The sequence below is a fragment of the Limnohabitans sp. genome (assembly GCF_040400975.1).
Taxonomy (GTDB): Bacteria; Pseudomonadota; Gammaproteobacteria; order Burkholderiales; family Burkholderiaceae_C; genus Limnohabitans_A.
The window spans coordinates 93,125-108,043 of record NZ_JBBAPF010000007.1; the positions used below are offsets into that span (position 1 = coordinate 93,125).

Genomic DNA, 14,919 nt, shown 5'->3' on the forward strand with positions numbered 1-14,919 from the left:
CTCAGGTCAAGACCGGTTCGCTGGGTGTTCTTTTTGCGCTAAGCGCTCATGTGAACAGCGGGATCGTCGCTGTCCAACACCTGCTCAGCCCACAGCGCCAGCTTGGTGGCGTCCGAGCGCAACACCTGTTGTTTGACAGACAGGATCTGGGAGGGGTGCATGGAAAAACTGCGCAGACCCAGCCCCAGCAGCAGCCTTGTCATGGCCACGTCGCCCGCCATCTCACCGCACACCGACACGCTTTTGCCTTGTCGGTGGCATTCGGCGATGGTGTCTGCGATCAAACGCAACACCGCCGGGTGCAGCGGGTCATACAGGTGCGCCACCGACTCATCAGCCCGATCGATGGCCAGGGTGTACTGGATCAGGTCGTTGGTGCCAATGGACAAAAAGTCAAAATATTTGAGGAACAAGCGCAAGGACAATGCGGCGGCTGGGATCTCGATCATCGCGCCCAGTTTGACCGGGCCATGGGCTACGCCACGACGGTCCAACTCGTGCCGGGCTTGGTCGATCAGGGCCAAGGTCTGACGGATCTCGCTGCCATGCGCCAGCATGGGAATCAGCAAGTGCACCTGCCCGTGCGCTGCAGCACGCAAGATGGCGCGCAACTGGGTGAGGAACATGGCCGGATCGGCCAGACTCCAGCGGATGGCGCGCAAGCCCAGCGCAGGGTTCAGGTGCGCCGCATCATGGCGGGTCTCATCGAGTGGCTTGTCGGCACCGACATCCACCGTGCGGATGGTCACCGGCAAACCGTTCATGCCATCAACTGCACGGCGGTAGGCCAAATATTGTTCATCCTCGTCTGGCAGGCGTCCTTGTCGCCCCATGAACAAGAATTCGCTGCGAAACAAGCCCACCCCCACAGCCCCGGCCGTGATGGCCGCCTGGGTGTCTTCGGGCATTTCGATGTTGGCCAAGAGCTCGATTTTTTGACCATCCAAGGTGACCGAGGGGGTGTGTCGCAAGCGCGCCAAGCGCTCGCGCTCCAGATCGCCCTGGCGTTGCTTGAAGCCGTAATCGGCCAAGATGATGGGGGAGGGGTCCACGATGACCACGCCTGCATCCCCATCGATGATGACCCAATCGTCTTGCTTGACCAGCTGACTGGCGGTGCGCGCACCCACCACCGCTGGGATGTCCAAGCTGCGGGCCACGATGGCGGTGTGCGAGGTTTTGCCACCCACATCGGTCACAAAACCGGTGAAGACACTTTGCTTGAACTGGAGCATGTCGGCGGGCGAGAGGTCATGCGCCACCAACACCAGGGGCACGTCGGTGTCGTCCAACTGAAGTTCTTGTTGCGGACGCTGTGGCCGCTTGGCTTGCGCCACCATGGAGCCTGTGCCTTTGAGGCAATGCAGCACCCGCTCGCCCACTTGCTCCATGTCGGCTTTGCGTTCACGCAGATAGGGGTCTTCCATTTCCTCGAACTGGCGAACGATGATTTCCAGTTGACTGGTCAGCGCCCATTCGGCGTTGTAGAAGCGCGTCTTGATCCACTGCACCACGCCCGAGGTCAATTCTTCGTCTTGCAGCAGCATCAGATGCACATCGAGCAGCGCCACGAGTTCGTGCGGTGCGTCTTTGGGCATGCCTTTTTGCAGTCGCTGCAGCTCATCGACCACCGCATCACGGGCCACACGCAAGCGCATGATTTCTGCACCCACTTGCTCGGGGCTCACAAAATAGTGCGCCACATCGACCCGGCTAGAGGCCACCAGAACCGCGCGGCCAATGGCGATGCCGCGCGCCACCGCCAAGCCATGGATGCTGAAGGTCATGGCTTATTCGCCTTCGCCGAATTTATCGTTGATCAAGACCATCAAGGCGGTCAAGGCATCGTCAGCTTGTTCACCAACCGTCTCGATCACCACCTCGCTGCCCAAGCCGGCAGCCAGCATCATGACGCCCATGATGCTTTTGGCATTGATGCGGCGCTCGCCTTTGCTGAGCCAAACCTCGCATGGAAAACTGCCTGCCAATTTGGTGAGTTTGGCGGACGCGCGGGCATGCAAGCCCAATTTATTGCTGATGGTCACGGTGGCTTGGGGCATGTCTGGGTCCAGTTTGATTTTGGGGTGCGGTGCTGCCCACAGGCATCACGCCCTGGGTGCCACCCGCTTGCGCGCGTGCAGCCAGCGATTCAAGGCTTTCGTGTCGGTAACACACACTGCGCAGCAGCATGGGCAAATTGACGCCCGCCACCAAGCGGGTGTCTAGGCCATCGCCCAGTTGTTGGGCCACATTGCAGGGTGTAGCGCCAAAGACGTCACTGAGCAACAGGACTTCTGGGGTGCCCAATGTAGCCATGGCGGCATGGGCGCGCAGCAAACTGTCCTCGGGTGGATCTTGGGGACCGATGTCCAGAGCCTGCACGCCGTCCACACAATCGGGAAAGACGTGCAGCGCGCATTCGCGCAAAGCGCTGGCCAACGGGGCGTGGGCGATGATGAGGATGCCAATCATGGTGGAGACAGATTATCGACCTTGGACGGATTTTTGAGGATGAAAAACACCCAGGATGCGATCGAGGTGAGGCCAAAGCAGCCCAAGGCCATTTGGTAAGCCTGCACGTTGGGCAGTCCCAGGGCACGCCCGGCGTCCACCAACAAACCAATGCCCCACTGCACCACAAAGATGCCGGCAAAGATCACCAGGTTGTAGGCCGACAAGGCCCGCCCCGCCAAGTGAGAAGGAAAGGCCATGCCCACCGCTGGCTGCGCCAGGGCCACAAAGGTGCTGCTGACGCACAGCAAAGCCATGCCCACGGCAGCGGCAGCGCCAATGGAGGTCCCCATCCAGACCAGCGTGCCAATCACTACAAAACTGAGCGGCAAGCCCCAAGCAATCAAGCGTTCAACCGGTATGCCCCGGCGTGCCAAGCCCGGCGTGATCAGGCCCCATAACCAAAAAGTCACCAACATGGCCAAGTTGATCAGGAACAAGCCCGAAGCCGCCTGGTTCGCGCTCCAACCTGCCACCTGGGTCATCCACGGACCCGCCCACAGGGTTTGAATGGCCACCATGCCGCCATAGCTGAAGAAGCCGATGGGCGCCATGCGCCAAAAATAGGCGCTGCGCCAAATTTCGCGGTAGCTGCCATCGTCATCGGCAGGGGCTTTAGGGATGTCGGCCGTGGGGGTGGCTTTTTGCCAAACCGGCACCAGCAGGGCAATCAGCAGCATGGCGATGGCGATCATCACGCCCAGCATGACAAACAGCGCACGCCAGCCCCAGATGGGCATGAGCCATTGCACCGGCAAAGTGGCGGCCAACATGCCCAAAGAGCCGGTCATCAGCATCCAGGAGTTGGTACGCAGCTGGGTATTGGCGTCAAACCAGCGACGGTAACCCGTCAATGGCGCCATCAGACAGGCACTCACGCCCATGCCGCACAAAACGCGCGCAGCCAACAAGCCATGAAAGCTGTCGGCCCAAGAAAAAGCCAGGCAGCCCAGCACCGCAAAACTCAAGAAAGCCAAGATGACTTTTTTGGGGCCATGCCGGTCCAACCAGCGCCCCAAGGGCAGCTGGGTCAACGAAAACCCCAGAAAGTAACCACCCGCCAACAGGCCCAAGTCTTGCGCACTCAAACTGAACTCGGCGGTCAGGGTGGGCGACAAGGTGGCGGTGATGGCCCGCACCAAGGCCGAAAAAAAGTAAGCCAGGGCAAAAGCCAGAAATACCACCACCGCCATACGGCGAGGCAAATGGTCAGGGTGGGTGATGAGGGGTGTTGTCAAAGTGGCAGCGCTCATGGCTTGATGCTTTCAAACAAGGTGTTGGCCATCTCGGGCTGGATTTTGCGGTCATACACCACGGCGTGGACCACACGGACCCGGTCGCCCTCGGTCACAGCGCCCCACACGGCATCCATGGCCACGGGCTCGCCATTGCTTTTGAGTCCCATGGCTTGGACGCGTTGTGAGGATGCGAGGGGCAAATGACCCGGGCGGTGCCAGGATTGTGGCTGGGGGCCTGTGCCTGTTGAAGGCACGCGGGCGTTGTCCAGAGTGGCCTTTTGCCAGCCTGACAACACGGCGGTGGCATCGGAGCCAGTAGGTAAGGAAGCGGTCATGACGGCCACCATGGCGGACTCGCTTTCGCAGCCGGCAACTTGCAGGTCAACCGACACGCCCCCCAGAGGCACCGAACGTGTCGTGCGGTCGGGCTTGCAAGGCAGCTGCGCCTTCAGGGCACTGCCCTCGAAAGCGATGTCCCGCCAATTCTGCGCAGGCGTGCAGGCGCTCAATATCCAGGTCAATACCAAGGAGGCCGCGCAGGCCGATGAATGTTTTCGCATGGGGTGATTATCCTGATCAGCGTCGGCATCGGCTTTTAGCGACAATGTGAGCCATGAATTCACTCGATGGCATCCGCGTTCTCGACCTGTCCCGCGTCCTCGCGGGCCCTTGGTGCACCCAAACTTTGGCCGACTTAGGGGCCGATGTGATCAAGATCGAGCGACCCGGCTCGGGCGACGACACCCGCACCTGGGGCCCTCCATTTTTGAAAGATGCCCAAGGCCAGAACACGGCCGAAGCAGCTTATTACCTGGGCGCCAACCGCAACAAGCGTTCGGTGACCTGCGACATCGCCCAGCCCGAAGGCCAAGCGCTGATCCGCGAACTGGTACGCCATTGCGATGTGTTTGTAGAAAACTTCAAGGTGGGCGACATGGCCCGGTATGGCTTGGACTATGACAGCATGAGCGCCCTGAACCCCAAGCTGGTGTATTGCAGTGTGACCGGGTTTGGCCAAACCGGCCCTTACAGTGAACGGGCAGGTTACGACTATGCGGTGCAAGGCATCGGTGGCTTGATGAGCGTCACGGGTGAGCGCGACGATCTGGGCGGCGGTCCCCAAAAGGTGGGGGTTGCGGTGGCCGATTTGTTCACCGGCATGTATGCCACCGTGGCCATCTTGGCAGCGCTTCGCCATGTCGAGCGCACAGGCCAAGGCCAATATGTGGACATGGCCTTGCTGGACACCCAGGTGGCCATGTTGGCCAATTTGGGTTCTAACTACTTGGTCAGCGGCAAAGTGCCAGGCCGGGCTGGCAATGCACACCAAAACATCGTGCCCTACCAAGTTTTTGAAGTGATGCCGCCCGTCGATGCTGCGCCGGATACCCGGGACCACCTGATCTTGGCGGTGGGCAACGACGGGCAGTTCGCCAAGTTTTGCGCGGTGGCGGGCGTTCCAGATGTGGCCAAAGACCCGCTCTATGCCCTCAACACCGAGCGTGTGCGAAACCGCCACGTTTTGGTGCCCTTGCTTGAGGGCATCATGAAAACCCGCACCAAAGCCGATTGGCTGGCCGCTTTGGAAGCGGCCAAAGTGCCCTGTGGTGCCATCAACACCTTGGGCGAGGTATTTGTTGATCCGCAAATCCAGGCGCGTGGCATGGTGCAAACATGGCAACACCCCGTCAAGGCCGACCTGCAGTTGGTGGCCAGCCCCATCAAGATGAGCCTGACCCCTGTACGCCAAGACTTGCCCCCGCCCATGCTGGGGCAGCACACCGCAGAAGTGCTGAGTGAAGTTTTGGGCTGGGACGCTGAACGACAAGGTGCGCTGCGCGGCAAAGGGGTGATTTGATGGCGCATTTTTTGTTGGTGCATGGCGCTTGGCACGGGGCTTGGTGTTGGCAACGTGTCTTGCCCGGCCTGATGGCTGCTGGGCACCGCGCCCATGCGGTCACCCTGACCGGAGTGGGTGAGCGGGCACACCTGTTGCACCCCCATATCGACTTGGAAACCCACATCACAGACGTGATGGCGGCCATGGACGCCGAAGAGCTGAATGATGTGGTTTTGGTGGTGCATTCCTATGCGGGCATGTTGGGCACCGCGGTGGCCGATCGCAGGCCTGATCGTTTGCGCCATCTGGTGTACCTGGATGCGGTGTTGCCCAAACCCGGCGAAAGCTGGAGCAGCACCCACGCCAGCGCCACACGCAATGCCCGCATAGCGGCCGCTCAGGTCGATCCTTTGCACGCATTCCCAGCCCCAGACCCTTCAGTGTTTGGCCTGAGCGATGCAGACCATGCTTGGGTGCAAAGACGTCAAACACCTCACCCGGGCGGCCCTTACACCCAGGTGCTTGAATTTGATCCACAACGTGTGGCCAGCGTGCCGCGCACCTTCATCAACTGCACATCACCCACTTTAGGGACCATCGATGTCAGCCGTCAACGCATGGTTGATCCCAAGTTCTGGGACGGTGCCTGGCTGCCGGGCTCACGTGTGGTGAACATGGCCACCGGTCACGACCCCATGGTCAGCGACCCGGAAGGCCTTTTGGCACACCTGTTGTCGGTGGTTTGATGCGCCCATCGAACGGTTTAAACTTTCAGCCATGAAAACGAACTGCTTGCCCTTTGTGAATCTGCGGACCTTGTGGCATCGCTTGCTCAATGGGGTGGGTGCACTGGGTCTGAGCTGGCTCCTTTGGGGGTGTGCCGCAGAACAAGCCCCTGAGTCTTCTTTCGTGTTACTCGATGGCTCCACCCTCAGCTCGCAGCAGTTGAAGGGTCAAGTGGCCTTGATCAACTTTTGGGCCACCAGCTGCACCTCATGTGTGGCCGAAATGCCTGATCTGATGGCGACCCACCAAAAATTCAAAGACCGAGGTTTCGACACGGTGGCTGTGGCCATGAGCTACGACCCACCGAGCTATGTGGTGAACTTTGCGCAATCGCGGCAATTGCCCTTCAAAGTGGCGATTGACAACACTGGGGCTGTTGCGCGCGCATGGGGGGATGTGAAGCTCACGCCGACCACCTTTTTGGTGAACAAGCGTGGCCAGATCGTCAAGCGTTTTGTCGGAACACCCGATTTTGTCGAGCTGCATCAGCTCATCGACAAATTATTGGCCGAATCTTGATGCAGTTCTTGAGGGGCTCTGTCTCCCCTTTCAGGGGCAAAGGCAACTTCATTCAGCCTTTTTGAGACCCACCCGTACCTTGAAGTGCCGTCAGTCCTTGCGGAATACGTCGTGACAGGCCTTGCACGATGCAGCTGCTGGTCCAAATGCCACTTTGAGCGCGTCGATGTTGCCCGCTTTGGCAGCAGTATTGAGTTTCATCATTTCAGCTTGCATCTTGTCTGAGGCCTCTTTGTATTTGGCCGCTTCTTTCCAGATTTCAGGCTTGGCGCGTGTATCGCCTTTGTCTGTACCTTCACCAAATGCCGCCCATGGCAATTTGGCCATCGCAGCCGCGATTTCTGCATTCTCTTGAGCCAGCTTGGCATCGTAGGGCATCCTGCCATTGGCCATGGCGCCCACCCGACCGAAGTGTGCCGCCATGACGTTGAAGCTGGCTTTGCGGTATTTGATGGCGTCTTCAGGCTTGGCGAACTGTGCCTGTGCTGGAACGGCCATGGTGATGGCCAGCAATGTGCCGATGATGCTCAATGTGTGTTTCATGTTTGACTCCGATCAGTTGAAACGGCTGCATAAGGTTTATGCTGATGCAGTCTCGCATAATTCTTTCCTCTTTGCACCTTTGAAAGTGTCCATGGTCACTGTCCGCATTTGGGATTTGCCCACCCGCCTTTTCCATGGGGCTCTGGCCCTTTGTGTGTTGGGTTTGTTTGTTTCGGCCGAGTTGGGCGGTAATGCCATGGTTTGGCACTTCCGCTTTGGCTTTGCTGTTCTGACGCTTTTACTTTTCAGATTGGCTTGGGGCTTGGTCGGTGGCCATTGGTCTCGCTGGGCTCAGTTTCCTCTTCGCCCATCGTCCGTCGTGGCTTATGTGCAAGGGCGTTCTTTGCTGCGTTGGGCCGGGCACAACCCATTGGGCTCTTGGTCCGTTGTGGTTTTGTTGCTGGCTCTGGCCTTGCAAGTGGCCACCGGTTTGATCAGCGATGATGAAATCGCCAATGTCGGGCCATTGTCTTTTTTGGCATCTGGTCGCTGGGTGTCATGGGCCACTTCTTGGCACAAGGACTGGGGCCAATCGTTGGTGATGACGCTGGTGATTTTGCACCTGTCGGCACTGGTGTGGTACCGCTTTAAAAAGAAGGTCTCCTTGGTGCCCGCCATGCTGCACGGTGACAAGTCGCTCCCTGAACACGTCACAGCATCGAAAGACCATGCTGCGCAATGGCTCTTGGCCTTTATTGTGTTGTTGCTGTCTGCTTTGGCTGTCTATTTTCTGGTCACTATCCGGCCTTGAATTCGGCTTTACACTGTCATTTTTGACTTTGGATGAAGCCCTTGCCTTCTGCTTTGCCTTCCATTTTGCTGCGCGCGCCATCGTCCCAACAGGATTGGGTACAGACCCGTGCACTTTTTATGGACTATGCCGCCTCTCTCCAAGTGGATTTGGCTTTTCAAGATTTTGAGAAAGAACTGGCTGAACTGCCTGGCGAGTACACAGCACCGCGCGGTGCCTTGGTTTTGGCTTTTGTCGATGGTGAGCCGGCGGGTTGTTGTGCGTTGCGCCCCCTCGACAGCTCTGACTACGCCAATGCGGCCGAGATGAAACGCTTGTATGTTCGCCCTGCTTTTCGAGGTCAAGGTCTCGGGCGCTTGCTGACCGAAGCCATTTTGGATGCCGCGCGGCATGCCGACTACAGCTGCGTTTTGTTGGACACTTTGGACGACATGGAGTCAGCCCGTGCGCTGTATGAAGACCTTGGATTTCAAGAGATCCCACCCTACTATCACAACCCCTATGCGGGTGCGCATTACCTCAAAGTTGAGATCGAGTGACAGGGCACTGAAAACTGCAATATTTTGATGCTTCTTTGCATCCATCAAAAAAGGGACCCGAGGTCCCTTTTTTTGTTTCAAGGCCGATCAGCCTTTGGCTTGTGCCAACAAAGTGGCTGCGTCGCTGACTTCAAATTTACCAGGACCTTCCACATTCAACACGGAGACGGCTCCGTCTTTGACCAACATCGAGTAGCGGTTGCTGCGTAAACCCATGCCGCGTGCGGTCAGGTCCAAGGTCAGCCCTGTGGCTTTGGTGAAATCAGCACTGCCGTCGCCCAACATGCGCACCTTGGTGCCGGTCTTTTGATCGCGAGCCCAAGCACCCATCACAAAAGCATCGTTCACGCTGACGCACCAGATCTCGTTGACACCAGCAGCCTTCAATGCATCATGGTGTTCGACATAGCCGGGCACGTGCTTGGCAGAGCAAGTGGGGGTGAATGCGCCAGGCAAGGCAAAAATGGCTATGGTTTTGCCGGCAGCAGCTTTGGCCACGTCCACCGGGTTGGGGCCAATGCTGCAACCATTGCCTTCAACTTCTACAAATTCCGTCAACGTCACGGCGGGCAATTTGTCTCCAACTTTGATCATTTGATTCTCCTGAGGGGTGTATGGGCCAAATGGCCGAGTAAAAAAAACGACCCACTATTGTGGGTCGTTTTCTAAAAGTTTGCTGAGGTCTGGCTTTTGGGCTTAGACAGCAGCAGCCTTCTGAACCAGGCGAGTCGCTACCCAGTTTTTGGTCTTCGAAATTGGACGGCTTTCCGTGATTTCGATGGTGTCACCTAGGTGGAATTCTCCAGTCTCGTCGTGTGCGTGGTACTTGCTCGACTTGGCCACGATCTTGCCGTAGAGCGCGTGTTTCACACGACGCTCGACCAGCACGGTCACGGTTTTGGCGCGCTTGTCGCTGACCACCTTGCCAATCAAGGTGCGCTTGAGGGATGTTTTAGCTTCCGTCATGGTCACTCCTTACTTGGCGGCTTGCTTTTGGGCAAGAATGGTTTTGGCACGGGCGATGGCACGGCGAGTCTGGCCTATCGTTCCAGTGTTGCCGAGTTGTTGCGTGGCTTTTTGCATACGAAGGCCAAAGTGGGCTTTTTGCAGCGCTTTGATTTCTTCTTTGACACCAGCAACGTCTTTTTGGCGCAATTCAGCAGCGTTCATTTCTTATTTCTCCTGAATTATTGGCCAATCATGCGGGCCACAAATGTGGTGCGCAAGGGCAACTTGGCAGCAGCCAATTTGAAGGCTTCACGGGCCAACTCTTCGGGCACACCTACGATTTCGTAGAGCACCTTGCCGGGTTGGATCTCAGCCACGTAGTACTCGGGGTTACCTTTACCGTTACCCATACGCACTTCAGCAGGCTTGGTAGAAATCGGCTTGTCGGGGAACACACGAATCCAGATGCGGCCGCCACGCTTGACATGACGGGAAATCGCACGACGTGCGGCTTCGATCTGGCGGGCCGTCAAACGGCCACGGTCTGTGGACTTCAGGCCGAAGTCACCGAACGCCACCGTGTTGCCACGGGTAGCGACGCCGGTGTTGCGGCCTTTCTGTTCCTTGCGGAACTTTCTGCGAGCAGGTTGCAGCATGTAATTACTCCTTATTGACCGTCAGCTGCTGCAGCTGGCGCGGCGACTGTGCGTACGCGCTTAACGGCGGGTTTGGCATCACCACCCGCGCCGGCTGGCTTATCGCTGCCGTCGGTGGGTGCTGTGTTGGTGCCTGCGGGGCGGCGTGGACCACCACGACGATCGCCTGCGGGGCGCTCACCGGGACGGGCATCACGACGTGGGCCACGTGGGCGGCGCTCTTCTTCGGCACGAGGCTCAGCCAAAGCTGGCGCATCGTTGCGGCCCAAAGTGTCGCCCTTGTAGACCCAGACCTTGACGCCGATGACGCCATAAGTGGTCTTGGCTTCGGAAGTGGCGTAGTCGATGTCAGCACGCAGGGTGTGCAATGGCACACGCCCTTCACGGTACCACTCGGTACGCGCAATTTCGATGCCGTTCAAGCGGCCAGCCGACATGATTTTGATGCCTTGGGCACCCAGACGCATGGCGTTTTGCATGGCGCGCTTCATGGCACGGCGGAACATGATCCGCTTTTCGAGCTGTTGAGTGATGCTGTCAGCGATCAGTTGAGCATCGATTTCAGGCTTGCGCACTTCTTCGATGTTGACCGCAACAGGCACGCCCATGCGAGAAGCGAGTTCTTTCTTGAGCAACTCGATGTCTTCGCCTTTCTTGCCGATCACCACACCTGGACGGGCCGAGAAGATGGTGATGCGGGCGCTCTTGGCTGGACGCTCGATCAAGACGCGGGAAACCGCTGCGTTCTTGAGCTTGGCCTTGAGGTACTCACGCACCTTGATGTCTTCGGCCAGCATGCCGGCGAAGTCTTTGTTGCTGGCGTACCAACGGCTGGACCAGTTACGGCTGACGGCCAAACGGAAGCCGGTAGGATGGATTTTTTGTCCCATGTTTCTTCCCTGGCTTAGTTGCCGACCGTCACATACACATGGCATGTGGGTTTGCTGATACGGTTGCCGCGGCCTTTGGCGCGGGCTGTGAAACGCTTGAGCGTGGTGCCTTGTTCGACGTAGATGGTTTTCACCTTCAACTCGTCGATGTCTGCACCGTCGTTGTGCTCAGCGTTGGCGATGGCGGACTCGAGAACCTTCTTGACGATGCCTGCAGCTTTTTTCTGCGTGAATGTCAAGATGTTCAGAGCTTGATCCACTTTTTTACCGCGAATCAAATCGGCGACCAGGCGGCCTTTATCGACCGACAAACGGACGCCCCGGAGGACTGCACGTGTTTCCATGGTCTTTCCTTATTTCTTTTGGACTTTTTTGTCCGCAGGGTGACCCTTGAATGTCCGGGTCAGTGCGAATTCGCCCAATTTGTGGCCAACCATTTGATCGGTCACATAAACAGGAACGTGTTGCTTGCCGTTGTGAACGGCGATGGTCAGACCGATGAAGTCGGGCAGAACCATGGAGCGACGCGACCATGTCTTGACGGGCTTTTTATCTTTGGTGGCAACGGCTTTTTCAACCTTGGCCAACAAGTGGTGGTCAACGAATGGACCCTTTTTGAGAGAGCGTGTCATTGTCTAACCCTTACTTCTTGCGACGCGACACGATCATGACCTGTGTGCGCTTGTTGTTACGGGTACGGTAGCCCTTGGTGAGGTTGCCCCACGGGTCTACTGCATGACGGCCTTCGCCGGTACGGCCTTCGCCACCACCGTGCGGGTGATCCACTGGGTTCATGGCCACGCCACGCACGGTTGGGCGGATACCCATCCAGCGCTTGACACCGGCCTTGCCCAATTGGCGCAGGCTATGCTCTTCGTTGGCGACTTCACCAATCGTTGCACGGCACTCGATGTGGATCTTGCGAACTTCACCGGAGCGCATACGCACTTGAGCGTAGATGCCTTCGCGAGCCAGCAAGGTCGCCGAAGCACCTGCCGAGCGAGCGATCTGGGCACCCGCACCGGGCTTGAGCTCGATGCAATGGATGGTCGAACCCACGGGGATGTTGCGGATGGGCAAAGTGTTGCCAGCGCGGATCGGCGCTTCTGCACCCGACATCAGGGTTGCACCGGCTTCAATGCCACGGGGGGCAATGATGTAACGGCGCTCGCCATCGGCGTAGCACAGCAAAGCAATGTGCGCGGTACGGTTGGGGTCGTACTCGATGCGCTCGACTTTTGCCGGGATTGCATCTTTGTTGCGCTTGAAGTCGACCACGCGGTAGTGGTGCTTGTGACCACCGCCTTTGTGGCGTGTTGTGATGTGACCGTTGTTGTTACGGCCAGATTTTTGGTGCTGGGGTTCCAGCAAGGGCGCGTAGCCTTCACCTTTGTGCAGGTGGTCACGCGTGACCTTCACCACGCCACGACGGCCTGGGGATGTCGGTTTGATCTTGATGACAGCCATGATTACGCGGCCTCCCCAGACAGGTTCAGCTCTTGACCTGGTTGCAGCGTGACATAAGCCTTGCGAATGTTGTCGCGACGGCCAATGTTTTTGCCAAAACGCTTGGTCTTGCCCTTGGTATTCACTACAGAGACGCCTTTGACCTCAACCTTGAACATCAATTCCACTGCGGCTTTGATTTCAGGCTTGGTCGCGTCTTGCAGCACTTTGAATGTCACGGCATTGGACTTTTCAGCCACCATGGTGGCCTTTTCGGACACGATGGGAGCCACCAACACGGACATCAGACGACCTTCGTCGAACTTCACGGCGCTCATGCAAACATCTCCTTGAGTTTGTCCATGGCGCCTTTGGTCACGAGGACTTTCTTGAAGTTCACCAAAGACACGGGATCGGCATAACGTGGCTCAACAATCAGGATGTTGATCAGGTTGCGCGATGCCAAGTACAGGTTTTCGTCGACTTCGTCGGCGATCACCAGCACATTGTCGAGACTCATGGCCTTGAACTTGGCAGCGAGCTGCTTGGTCTTGGGGGTCTCAACCTTAAAGGAATCCACCACAGCCAAACGGCCTTCGCGGGCCAACTGGGAGAAGATCGAAGCCATACCAGCGCGGTACATCTTCTTGTTGATCTTCTGTGTGAAGTTTTCGTCGGGCATGTTCGGGAAAATCCGACCACCGCCACGCCACAAAGGCGAAGAAGTCATACCAGCACGTGCGCGACCAGTACCTTTTTGTTTGAAAGGTTTCTTGGTGGAGTGGTGAACTTGTTCACGGTCCTTTTGAGCGCGGGTGCCTTGACGGGCATTGGCCTGATAAGCCACCACAATTTGGTGGATGAGGGCTTCGTTGTATTCACGACCGAAGACAGTCTCGGGCGCATCCACTTTGGAGGCGGCTTGACCTTGGTCGTTCAGGAGTTCGAGCTGCATCAGTTCGCTCCTTTGACTTTGATGGCGGGACGCACAGTCACAAAGCCACCCTTTGAGCCAGGAATGGCACCTTTGACCATCAACAGGCCACGGGCTTCGTCAACGCGGATCACGGCAAGGTTCTGCGTAGTGCAGGTCACATCACCGCGGTGGCCCGACATTTTTTTGCCTGGGAACACGCGGCCCGGATCCTGGGCCATCGAAATCGAACCTGGCACATTGTGCGAACGGCTATTACCGTGCGATGCGCGCTGCGATTTGAAGTTGTGACGCTTGATCGTACCGGTGAAGCCTTTACCGATGGAAGTGCCTTGCACGTCCACTTTCTGGCCAACGGCGAATACGGAAGCCACGGGTACAGCAGCACCAGCGGCGTACTGGGCAGCCGTGTCGGCGGTCACACGGAATTCTTGAATGATCTCACCGGCTTCAACACCGGCCTTGGCCAGGTGACCAGCGATCGGCTTGGTCACGCGCGATGCCTTGCGGGCACCAAATGTCACTTGCAAAGCGACATAGCCATCGTTCTCTTGGGTTTTGACCTGGGATACACGGTTGTTCGACACATCCAACACTGTGACAGGAACGGAATCCCCATCATCAGTGAACAGACGCATCATGCCCACCTTGCGACCCAGCAACCCGAGGGAGTTGCTCAGACTCATTGTTTTCTCCAAAACTTTCACCGTGTCCACTTCAATTGGCAGCCACGTTTGGTGTGTGAAAGACTGTTAATAAATCTCACCCCAAAATGAGGTGAGCCTGAAATTATAGCCCGACTTGCCATTTCTGGCAAATCAGGCCTTGTTTCAAGTGTTTGGATGGCTTTTCGGCCACCCCAAACCGCATTACTGCAGCTTGATTTCGACGTCCACGCCAGCGGGAAGATCGAGTTTCATCAGGGCGTCCACAGTTTTGTCTGTGGGGTCCACGATGTCCATCAAACGCTGGTGCGTGCGGATTTCGAGCTGGTCACGGCTGGTCTTGTTGACGTGCGGTGAACGCAGGATGTCAAAACGCTTCATGCGTGTTGGCAAGGGCACGGGGCCCTTGACAATCGCGCCGGTGCGCTTGGCGGTGTCAACGATCTCGGCAGCGGACTGGTCGATCAGTTTGTAGTCAAACGCCTTCAGGCGGATGCGGATTTTTTGCTTGGATGACATGTCAATTCCTTGTGGTGATTTTCTGCTTGCCGCAGTGCAATGGCCAAGCCGCTACACTGTTGCGCCACAAAAGAATTAAGCGATGATCTTGGCAACAACGCCCGCGCCGACGGTGCGGCCACCTTCGCGGATGG

The 14,919-nt window shown here is 57.6% G+C and carries 23 protein-coding genes; 5 read left to right on the plus strand and 18 right to left on the minus strand.

The genetic code is table 11. From position 1 onward, the window contains the following. Positions 1-38 precede the first annotated feature (38 nt). Genes ptsP through ABWQ00_RS06540 form a run of 5 tightly spaced genes read right to left on the minus strand, consistent with a single transcriptional unit; the run spans position 39 to position 4,309 of the window. Entirely contained in the window at positions 39-1,787 is a 1,749-nt protein-coding gene (gene ptsP, locus ABWQ00_RS06520; protein WP_353237869.1) for a phosphoenolpyruvate--protein phosphotransferase, read from the minus strand. A gap of 3 nt (positions 1,788-1,790) precedes the next feature. Beyond that, on the minus strand, positions 1,791-2,060 hold the full coding sequence (locus tag ABWQ00_RS06525) for an HPr family phosphocarrier protein (RefSeq protein ID WP_353237870.1): 270 nt from the start codon (positions 2,058-2,060) through the stop codon (positions 1,791-1,793). After that, positions 2,029-2,472: a PTS sugar transporter subunit IIA gene (locus ABWQ00_RS06530; protein ID WP_353237871.1), complete on the minus strand. Its 444-nt coding sequence runs from the start codon at positions 2,470-2,472 to the stop codon at positions 2,029-2,031. The genes ABWQ00_RS06525 and ABWQ00_RS06530 overlap by 32 nt, the downstream gene beginning before the upstream one ends. Further along, complete coding sequence (locus ABWQ00_RS06535) at positions 2,469-3,764, minus strand: MFS transporter (RefSeq protein WP_353237872.1); 1,296 nt, start codon at positions 3,762-3,764, stop codon at positions 2,469-2,471. The genes ABWQ00_RS06530 and ABWQ00_RS06535 overlap by 4 nt, the downstream gene beginning before the upstream one ends. After that, positions 3,761-4,309: a hypothetical protein gene (locus ABWQ00_RS06540; protein ID WP_353237873.1), complete on the minus strand. Its 549-nt coding sequence runs from the start codon at positions 4,307-4,309 to the stop codon at positions 3,761-3,763. Before ABWQ00_RS06540 ends, ABWQ00_RS06535 begins: the two co-directional genes overlap by 4 nt. A 53-nt stretch (positions 4,310-4,362) precedes the next feature. On the opposite strand from ABWQ00_RS06540, the gene ABWQ00_RS06545 reads away from it, so the two are divergent. From ABWQ00_RS06545 to ABWQ00_RS06555, 3 genes are read left to right on the plus strand one after another with little or no spacing between them, the layout of a single operon-like run. After that, positions 4,363-5,607 carry a CaiB/BaiF CoA transferase family protein gene (locus ABWQ00_RS06545; RefSeq protein ID WP_353237874.1) on the plus strand — a complete coding sequence of 415 codons (1,245 nt, stop codon included), beginning with the start codon at positions 4,363-4,365 and terminating at the stop codon, positions 5,605-5,607. Further along, entirely contained in the window at positions 5,607-6,335 is a 729-nt protein-coding gene (locus ABWQ00_RS06550; protein WP_353237875.1) for an alpha/beta hydrolase, read from the plus strand. Before ABWQ00_RS06545 ends, ABWQ00_RS06550 begins: the two co-directional genes overlap by 1 nt. 31 nt (positions 6,336-6,366) lie before the next feature. Then, positions 6,367-6,894, plus strand: coding sequence for a TlpA disulfide reductase family protein (locus ABWQ00_RS06555; RefSeq protein WP_353237876.1), 528 nt, complete (start codon positions 6,367-6,369; stop codon positions 6,892-6,894). A gap of 90 nt (positions 6,895-6,984) precedes the next feature. On the opposite strand, the gene ABWQ00_RS06560 is transcribed toward ABWQ00_RS06555, so the two are convergent. Further along, on the minus strand, positions 6,985-7,437 hold the full coding sequence (locus ABWQ00_RS06560) for a c-type cytochrome (protein ID WP_353237877.1): 453 nt from the start codon (positions 7,435-7,437) through the stop codon (positions 6,985-6,987). Positions 7,438-7,528: 91 nt separating this feature from the next. Between ABWQ00_RS06560 and ABWQ00_RS06565 the strand changes: the two genes are divergently transcribed. Continuing rightward, complete coding sequence (locus ABWQ00_RS06565) at positions 7,529-8,188, plus strand: cytochrome b/b6 domain-containing protein (RefSeq protein ID WP_353237878.1); 660 nt, start codon at positions 7,529-7,531, stop codon at positions 8,186-8,188. 32 nt (positions 8,189-8,220) lie between these two features. Next, positions 8,221-8,727, plus strand: a complete 507-nt coding sequence (locus ABWQ00_RS06570) for a GNAT family N-acetyltransferase (RefSeq protein WP_353237879.1) — start codon at positions 8,221-8,223, stop codon at positions 8,725-8,727. Between the two features lie 87 nt (positions 8,728-8,814). On the opposite strand, the gene ABWQ00_RS06575 is transcribed toward ABWQ00_RS06570, so the two are convergent. From ABWQ00_RS06575 to rpsJ, 12 genes are all read right to left on the minus strand, one after another. Then, complete coding sequence (locus ABWQ00_RS06575) at positions 8,815-9,321, minus strand: peroxiredoxin (protein ID WP_353237880.1); 507 nt, start codon at positions 9,319-9,321, stop codon at positions 8,815-8,817. Between the two features lie 102 nt (positions 9,322-9,423). Further along, positions 9,424-9,693 (minus strand): 30S ribosomal protein S17, encoded by a 270-nt coding sequence (gene rpsQ, locus ABWQ00_RS06580; protein ID WP_019426898.1) that lies wholly within the window; start codon positions 9,691-9,693, stop codon positions 9,424-9,426. Positions 9,694-9,702: 9 nt separating this feature from the next. Continuing rightward, positions 9,703-9,897: a 50S ribosomal protein L29 gene (gene rpmC / locus ABWQ00_RS06585; RefSeq protein WP_353237881.1), complete on the minus strand. Its 195-nt coding sequence runs from the start codon at positions 9,895-9,897 to the stop codon at positions 9,703-9,705. A 17-nt stretch (positions 9,898-9,914) separates the two neighbouring features. Further along, positions 9,915-10,331: a 50S ribosomal protein L16 gene (gene rplP / locus ABWQ00_RS06590; protein WP_019426900.1), complete on the minus strand. Its 417-nt coding sequence runs from the start codon at positions 10,329-10,331 to the stop codon at positions 9,915-9,917. 11 nt (positions 10,332-10,342) lie between these two features. After that, positions 10,343-11,221, minus strand: a complete 879-nt coding sequence (gene rpsC / locus ABWQ00_RS06595; protein WP_353237882.1) for a 30S ribosomal protein S3 — start codon at positions 11,219-11,221, stop codon at positions 10,343-10,345. Positions 11,222-11,235: 14 nt separating this feature from the next. Beyond that, complete coding sequence (gene rplV, locus ABWQ00_RS06600; RefSeq protein ID WP_019426902.1) at positions 11,236-11,565, minus strand: 50S ribosomal protein L22; 330 nt, start codon at positions 11,563-11,565, stop codon at positions 11,236-11,238. 9 nt (positions 11,566-11,574) lie between these two features. Then, positions 11,575-11,853: a 30S ribosomal protein S19 gene (gene rpsS / locus ABWQ00_RS06605; RefSeq protein WP_007847809.1), complete on the minus strand. Its 279-nt coding sequence runs from the start codon at positions 11,851-11,853 to the stop codon at positions 11,575-11,577. Between the two features lie 10 nt (positions 11,854-11,863). Further along, positions 11,864-12,688, minus strand: a complete 825-nt coding sequence (gene rplB, locus ABWQ00_RS06610; protein ID WP_019426904.1) for a 50S ribosomal protein L2 — start codon at positions 12,686-12,688, stop codon at positions 11,864-11,866. Positions 12,689-12,690: 2 nt separating this feature from the next. After that, positions 12,691-13,005: a 50S ribosomal protein L23 gene (gene rplW / locus ABWQ00_RS06615; RefSeq protein WP_019426905.1), complete on the minus strand. Its 315-nt coding sequence runs from the start codon at positions 13,003-13,005 to the stop codon at positions 12,691-12,693. Then, positions 13,002-13,622 (minus strand): 50S ribosomal protein L4, encoded by a 621-nt coding sequence (gene rplD, locus ABWQ00_RS06620; protein WP_019426906.1) that lies wholly within the window; start codon positions 13,620-13,622, stop codon positions 13,002-13,004. Before rplD ends, rplW begins: the two co-directional genes overlap by 4 nt. Further along, positions 13,622-14,287 carry a 50S ribosomal protein L3 gene (gene rplC / locus ABWQ00_RS06625; protein WP_353237883.1) on the minus strand — a complete coding sequence of 222 codons (666 nt, stop codon included), beginning with the start codon at positions 14,285-14,287 and terminating at the stop codon, positions 13,622-13,624. Before rplC ends, rplD begins: the two co-directional genes overlap by 1 nt. Before the next feature lie 183 nt (positions 14,288-14,470). Beyond that, positions 14,471-14,785 (minus strand): 30S ribosomal protein S10, encoded by a 315-nt coding sequence (rpsJ, locus tag ABWQ00_RS06630; protein ID WP_019426908.1) that lies wholly within the window; start codon positions 14,783-14,785, stop codon positions 14,471-14,473. Positions 14,786-14,919: the final 134 nt, after the last annotated feature.

Bases quoted from the DNA above. Each gene is read 5' to 3' on its own strand.
- ptsP (WP_353237869.1), bottom strand. From the start codon at position 1,787: ATGACCTTCAGCATCCATGGCTTGGCGGTGGCGCGCGGCATCGCCATT.
- ABWQ00_RS06525 (WP_353237870.1), bottom strand. From the start codon at position 2,060: ATGCCCCAAGCCACCGTGACCATCAGCAATAAATTGGGCTTGCATGCC.
- ABWQ00_RS06530 (WP_353237871.1), bottom strand. From the start codon at position 2,472: ATGATTGGCATCCTCATCATCGCCCACGCCCCGTTGGCCAGCGCTTTG.
- ABWQ00_RS06535 (WP_353237872.1), bottom strand. From the start codon at position 3,764: ATGAGCGCTGCCACTTTGACAACACCCCTCATCACCCACCCTGACCAT.
- ABWQ00_RS06540 (WP_353237873.1), bottom strand. From the start codon at position 4,309: ATGCGAAAACATTCATCGGCCTGCGCGGCCTCCTTGGTATTGACCTGG.
- ABWQ00_RS06545 (WP_353237874.1), top strand. From the start codon at position 4,363: ATGAATTCACTCGATGGCATCCGCGTTCTCGACCTGTCCCGCGTCCTC.
- ABWQ00_RS06550 (WP_353237875.1), top strand. From the start codon at position 5,607: ATGGCGCATTTTTTGTTGGTGCATGGCGCTTGGCACGGGGCTTGGTGT.
- ABWQ00_RS06555 (WP_353237876.1), top strand. From the start codon at position 6,367: ATGAAAACGAACTGCTTGCCCTTTGTGAATCTGCGGACCTTGTGGCAT.
- ABWQ00_RS06560 (WP_353237877.1), bottom strand. From the start codon at position 7,437: ATGAAACACACATTGAGCATCATCGGCACATTGCTGGCCATCACCATG.
- ABWQ00_RS06565 (WP_353237878.1), top strand. From the start codon at position 7,529: ATGGTCACTGTCCGCATTTGGGATTTGCCCACCCGCCTTTTCCATGGG.
- ABWQ00_RS06570 (WP_353237879.1), top strand. From the start codon at position 8,221: ATGAAGCCCTTGCCTTCTGCTTTGCCTTCCATTTTGCTGCGCGCGCCA.
- ABWQ00_RS06575 (WP_353237880.1), bottom strand. From the start codon at position 9,321: ATGATCAAAGTTGGAGACAAATTGCCCGCCGTGACGTTGACGGAATTT.
- rpsQ (WP_019426898.1), bottom strand. From the start codon at position 9,693: ATGACGGAAGCTAAAACATCCCTCAAGCGCACCTTGATTGGCAAGGTG.
- rpmC (WP_353237881.1), bottom strand. From the start codon at position 9,897: ATGAACGCTGCTGAATTGCGCCAAAAAGACGTTGCTGGTGTCAAAGAA.
- rplP (WP_019426900.1), bottom strand. From the start codon at position 10,331: ATGCTGCAACCTGCTCGCAGAAAGTTCCGCAAGGAACAGAAAGGCCGC.
- rpsC (WP_353237882.1), bottom strand. From the start codon at position 11,221: ATGGGACAAAAAATCCATCCTACCGGCTTCCGTTTGGCCGTCAGCCGT.
- rplV (WP_019426902.1), bottom strand. From the start codon at position 11,565: ATGGAAACACGTGCAGTCCTCCGGGGCGTCCGTTTGTCGGTCGATAAA.
- rpsS (WP_007847809.1), bottom strand. From the start codon at position 11,853: ATGACACGCTCTCTCAAAAAGGGTCCATTCGTTGACCACCACTTGTTG.
- rplB (WP_019426904.1), bottom strand. From the start codon at position 12,688: ATGGCTGTCATCAAGATCAAACCGACATCCCCAGGCCGTCGTGGCGTG.
- rplW (WP_019426905.1), bottom strand. From the start codon at position 13,005: ATGAGCGCCGTGAAGTTCGACGAAGGTCGTCTGATGTCCGTGTTGGTG.
- rplD (WP_019426906.1), bottom strand. From the start codon at position 13,622: ATGCAGCTCGAACTCCTGAACGACCAAGGTCAAGCCGCCTCCAAAGTG.
- rplC (WP_353237883.1), bottom strand. From the start codon at position 14,287: ATGAGTCTGAGCAACTCCCTCGGGTTGCTGGGTCGCAAGGTGGGCATG.
- rpsJ (WP_019426908.1), bottom strand. From the start codon at position 14,785: ATGTCATCCAAGCAAAAAATCCGCATCCGCCTGAAGGCGTTTGACTAC.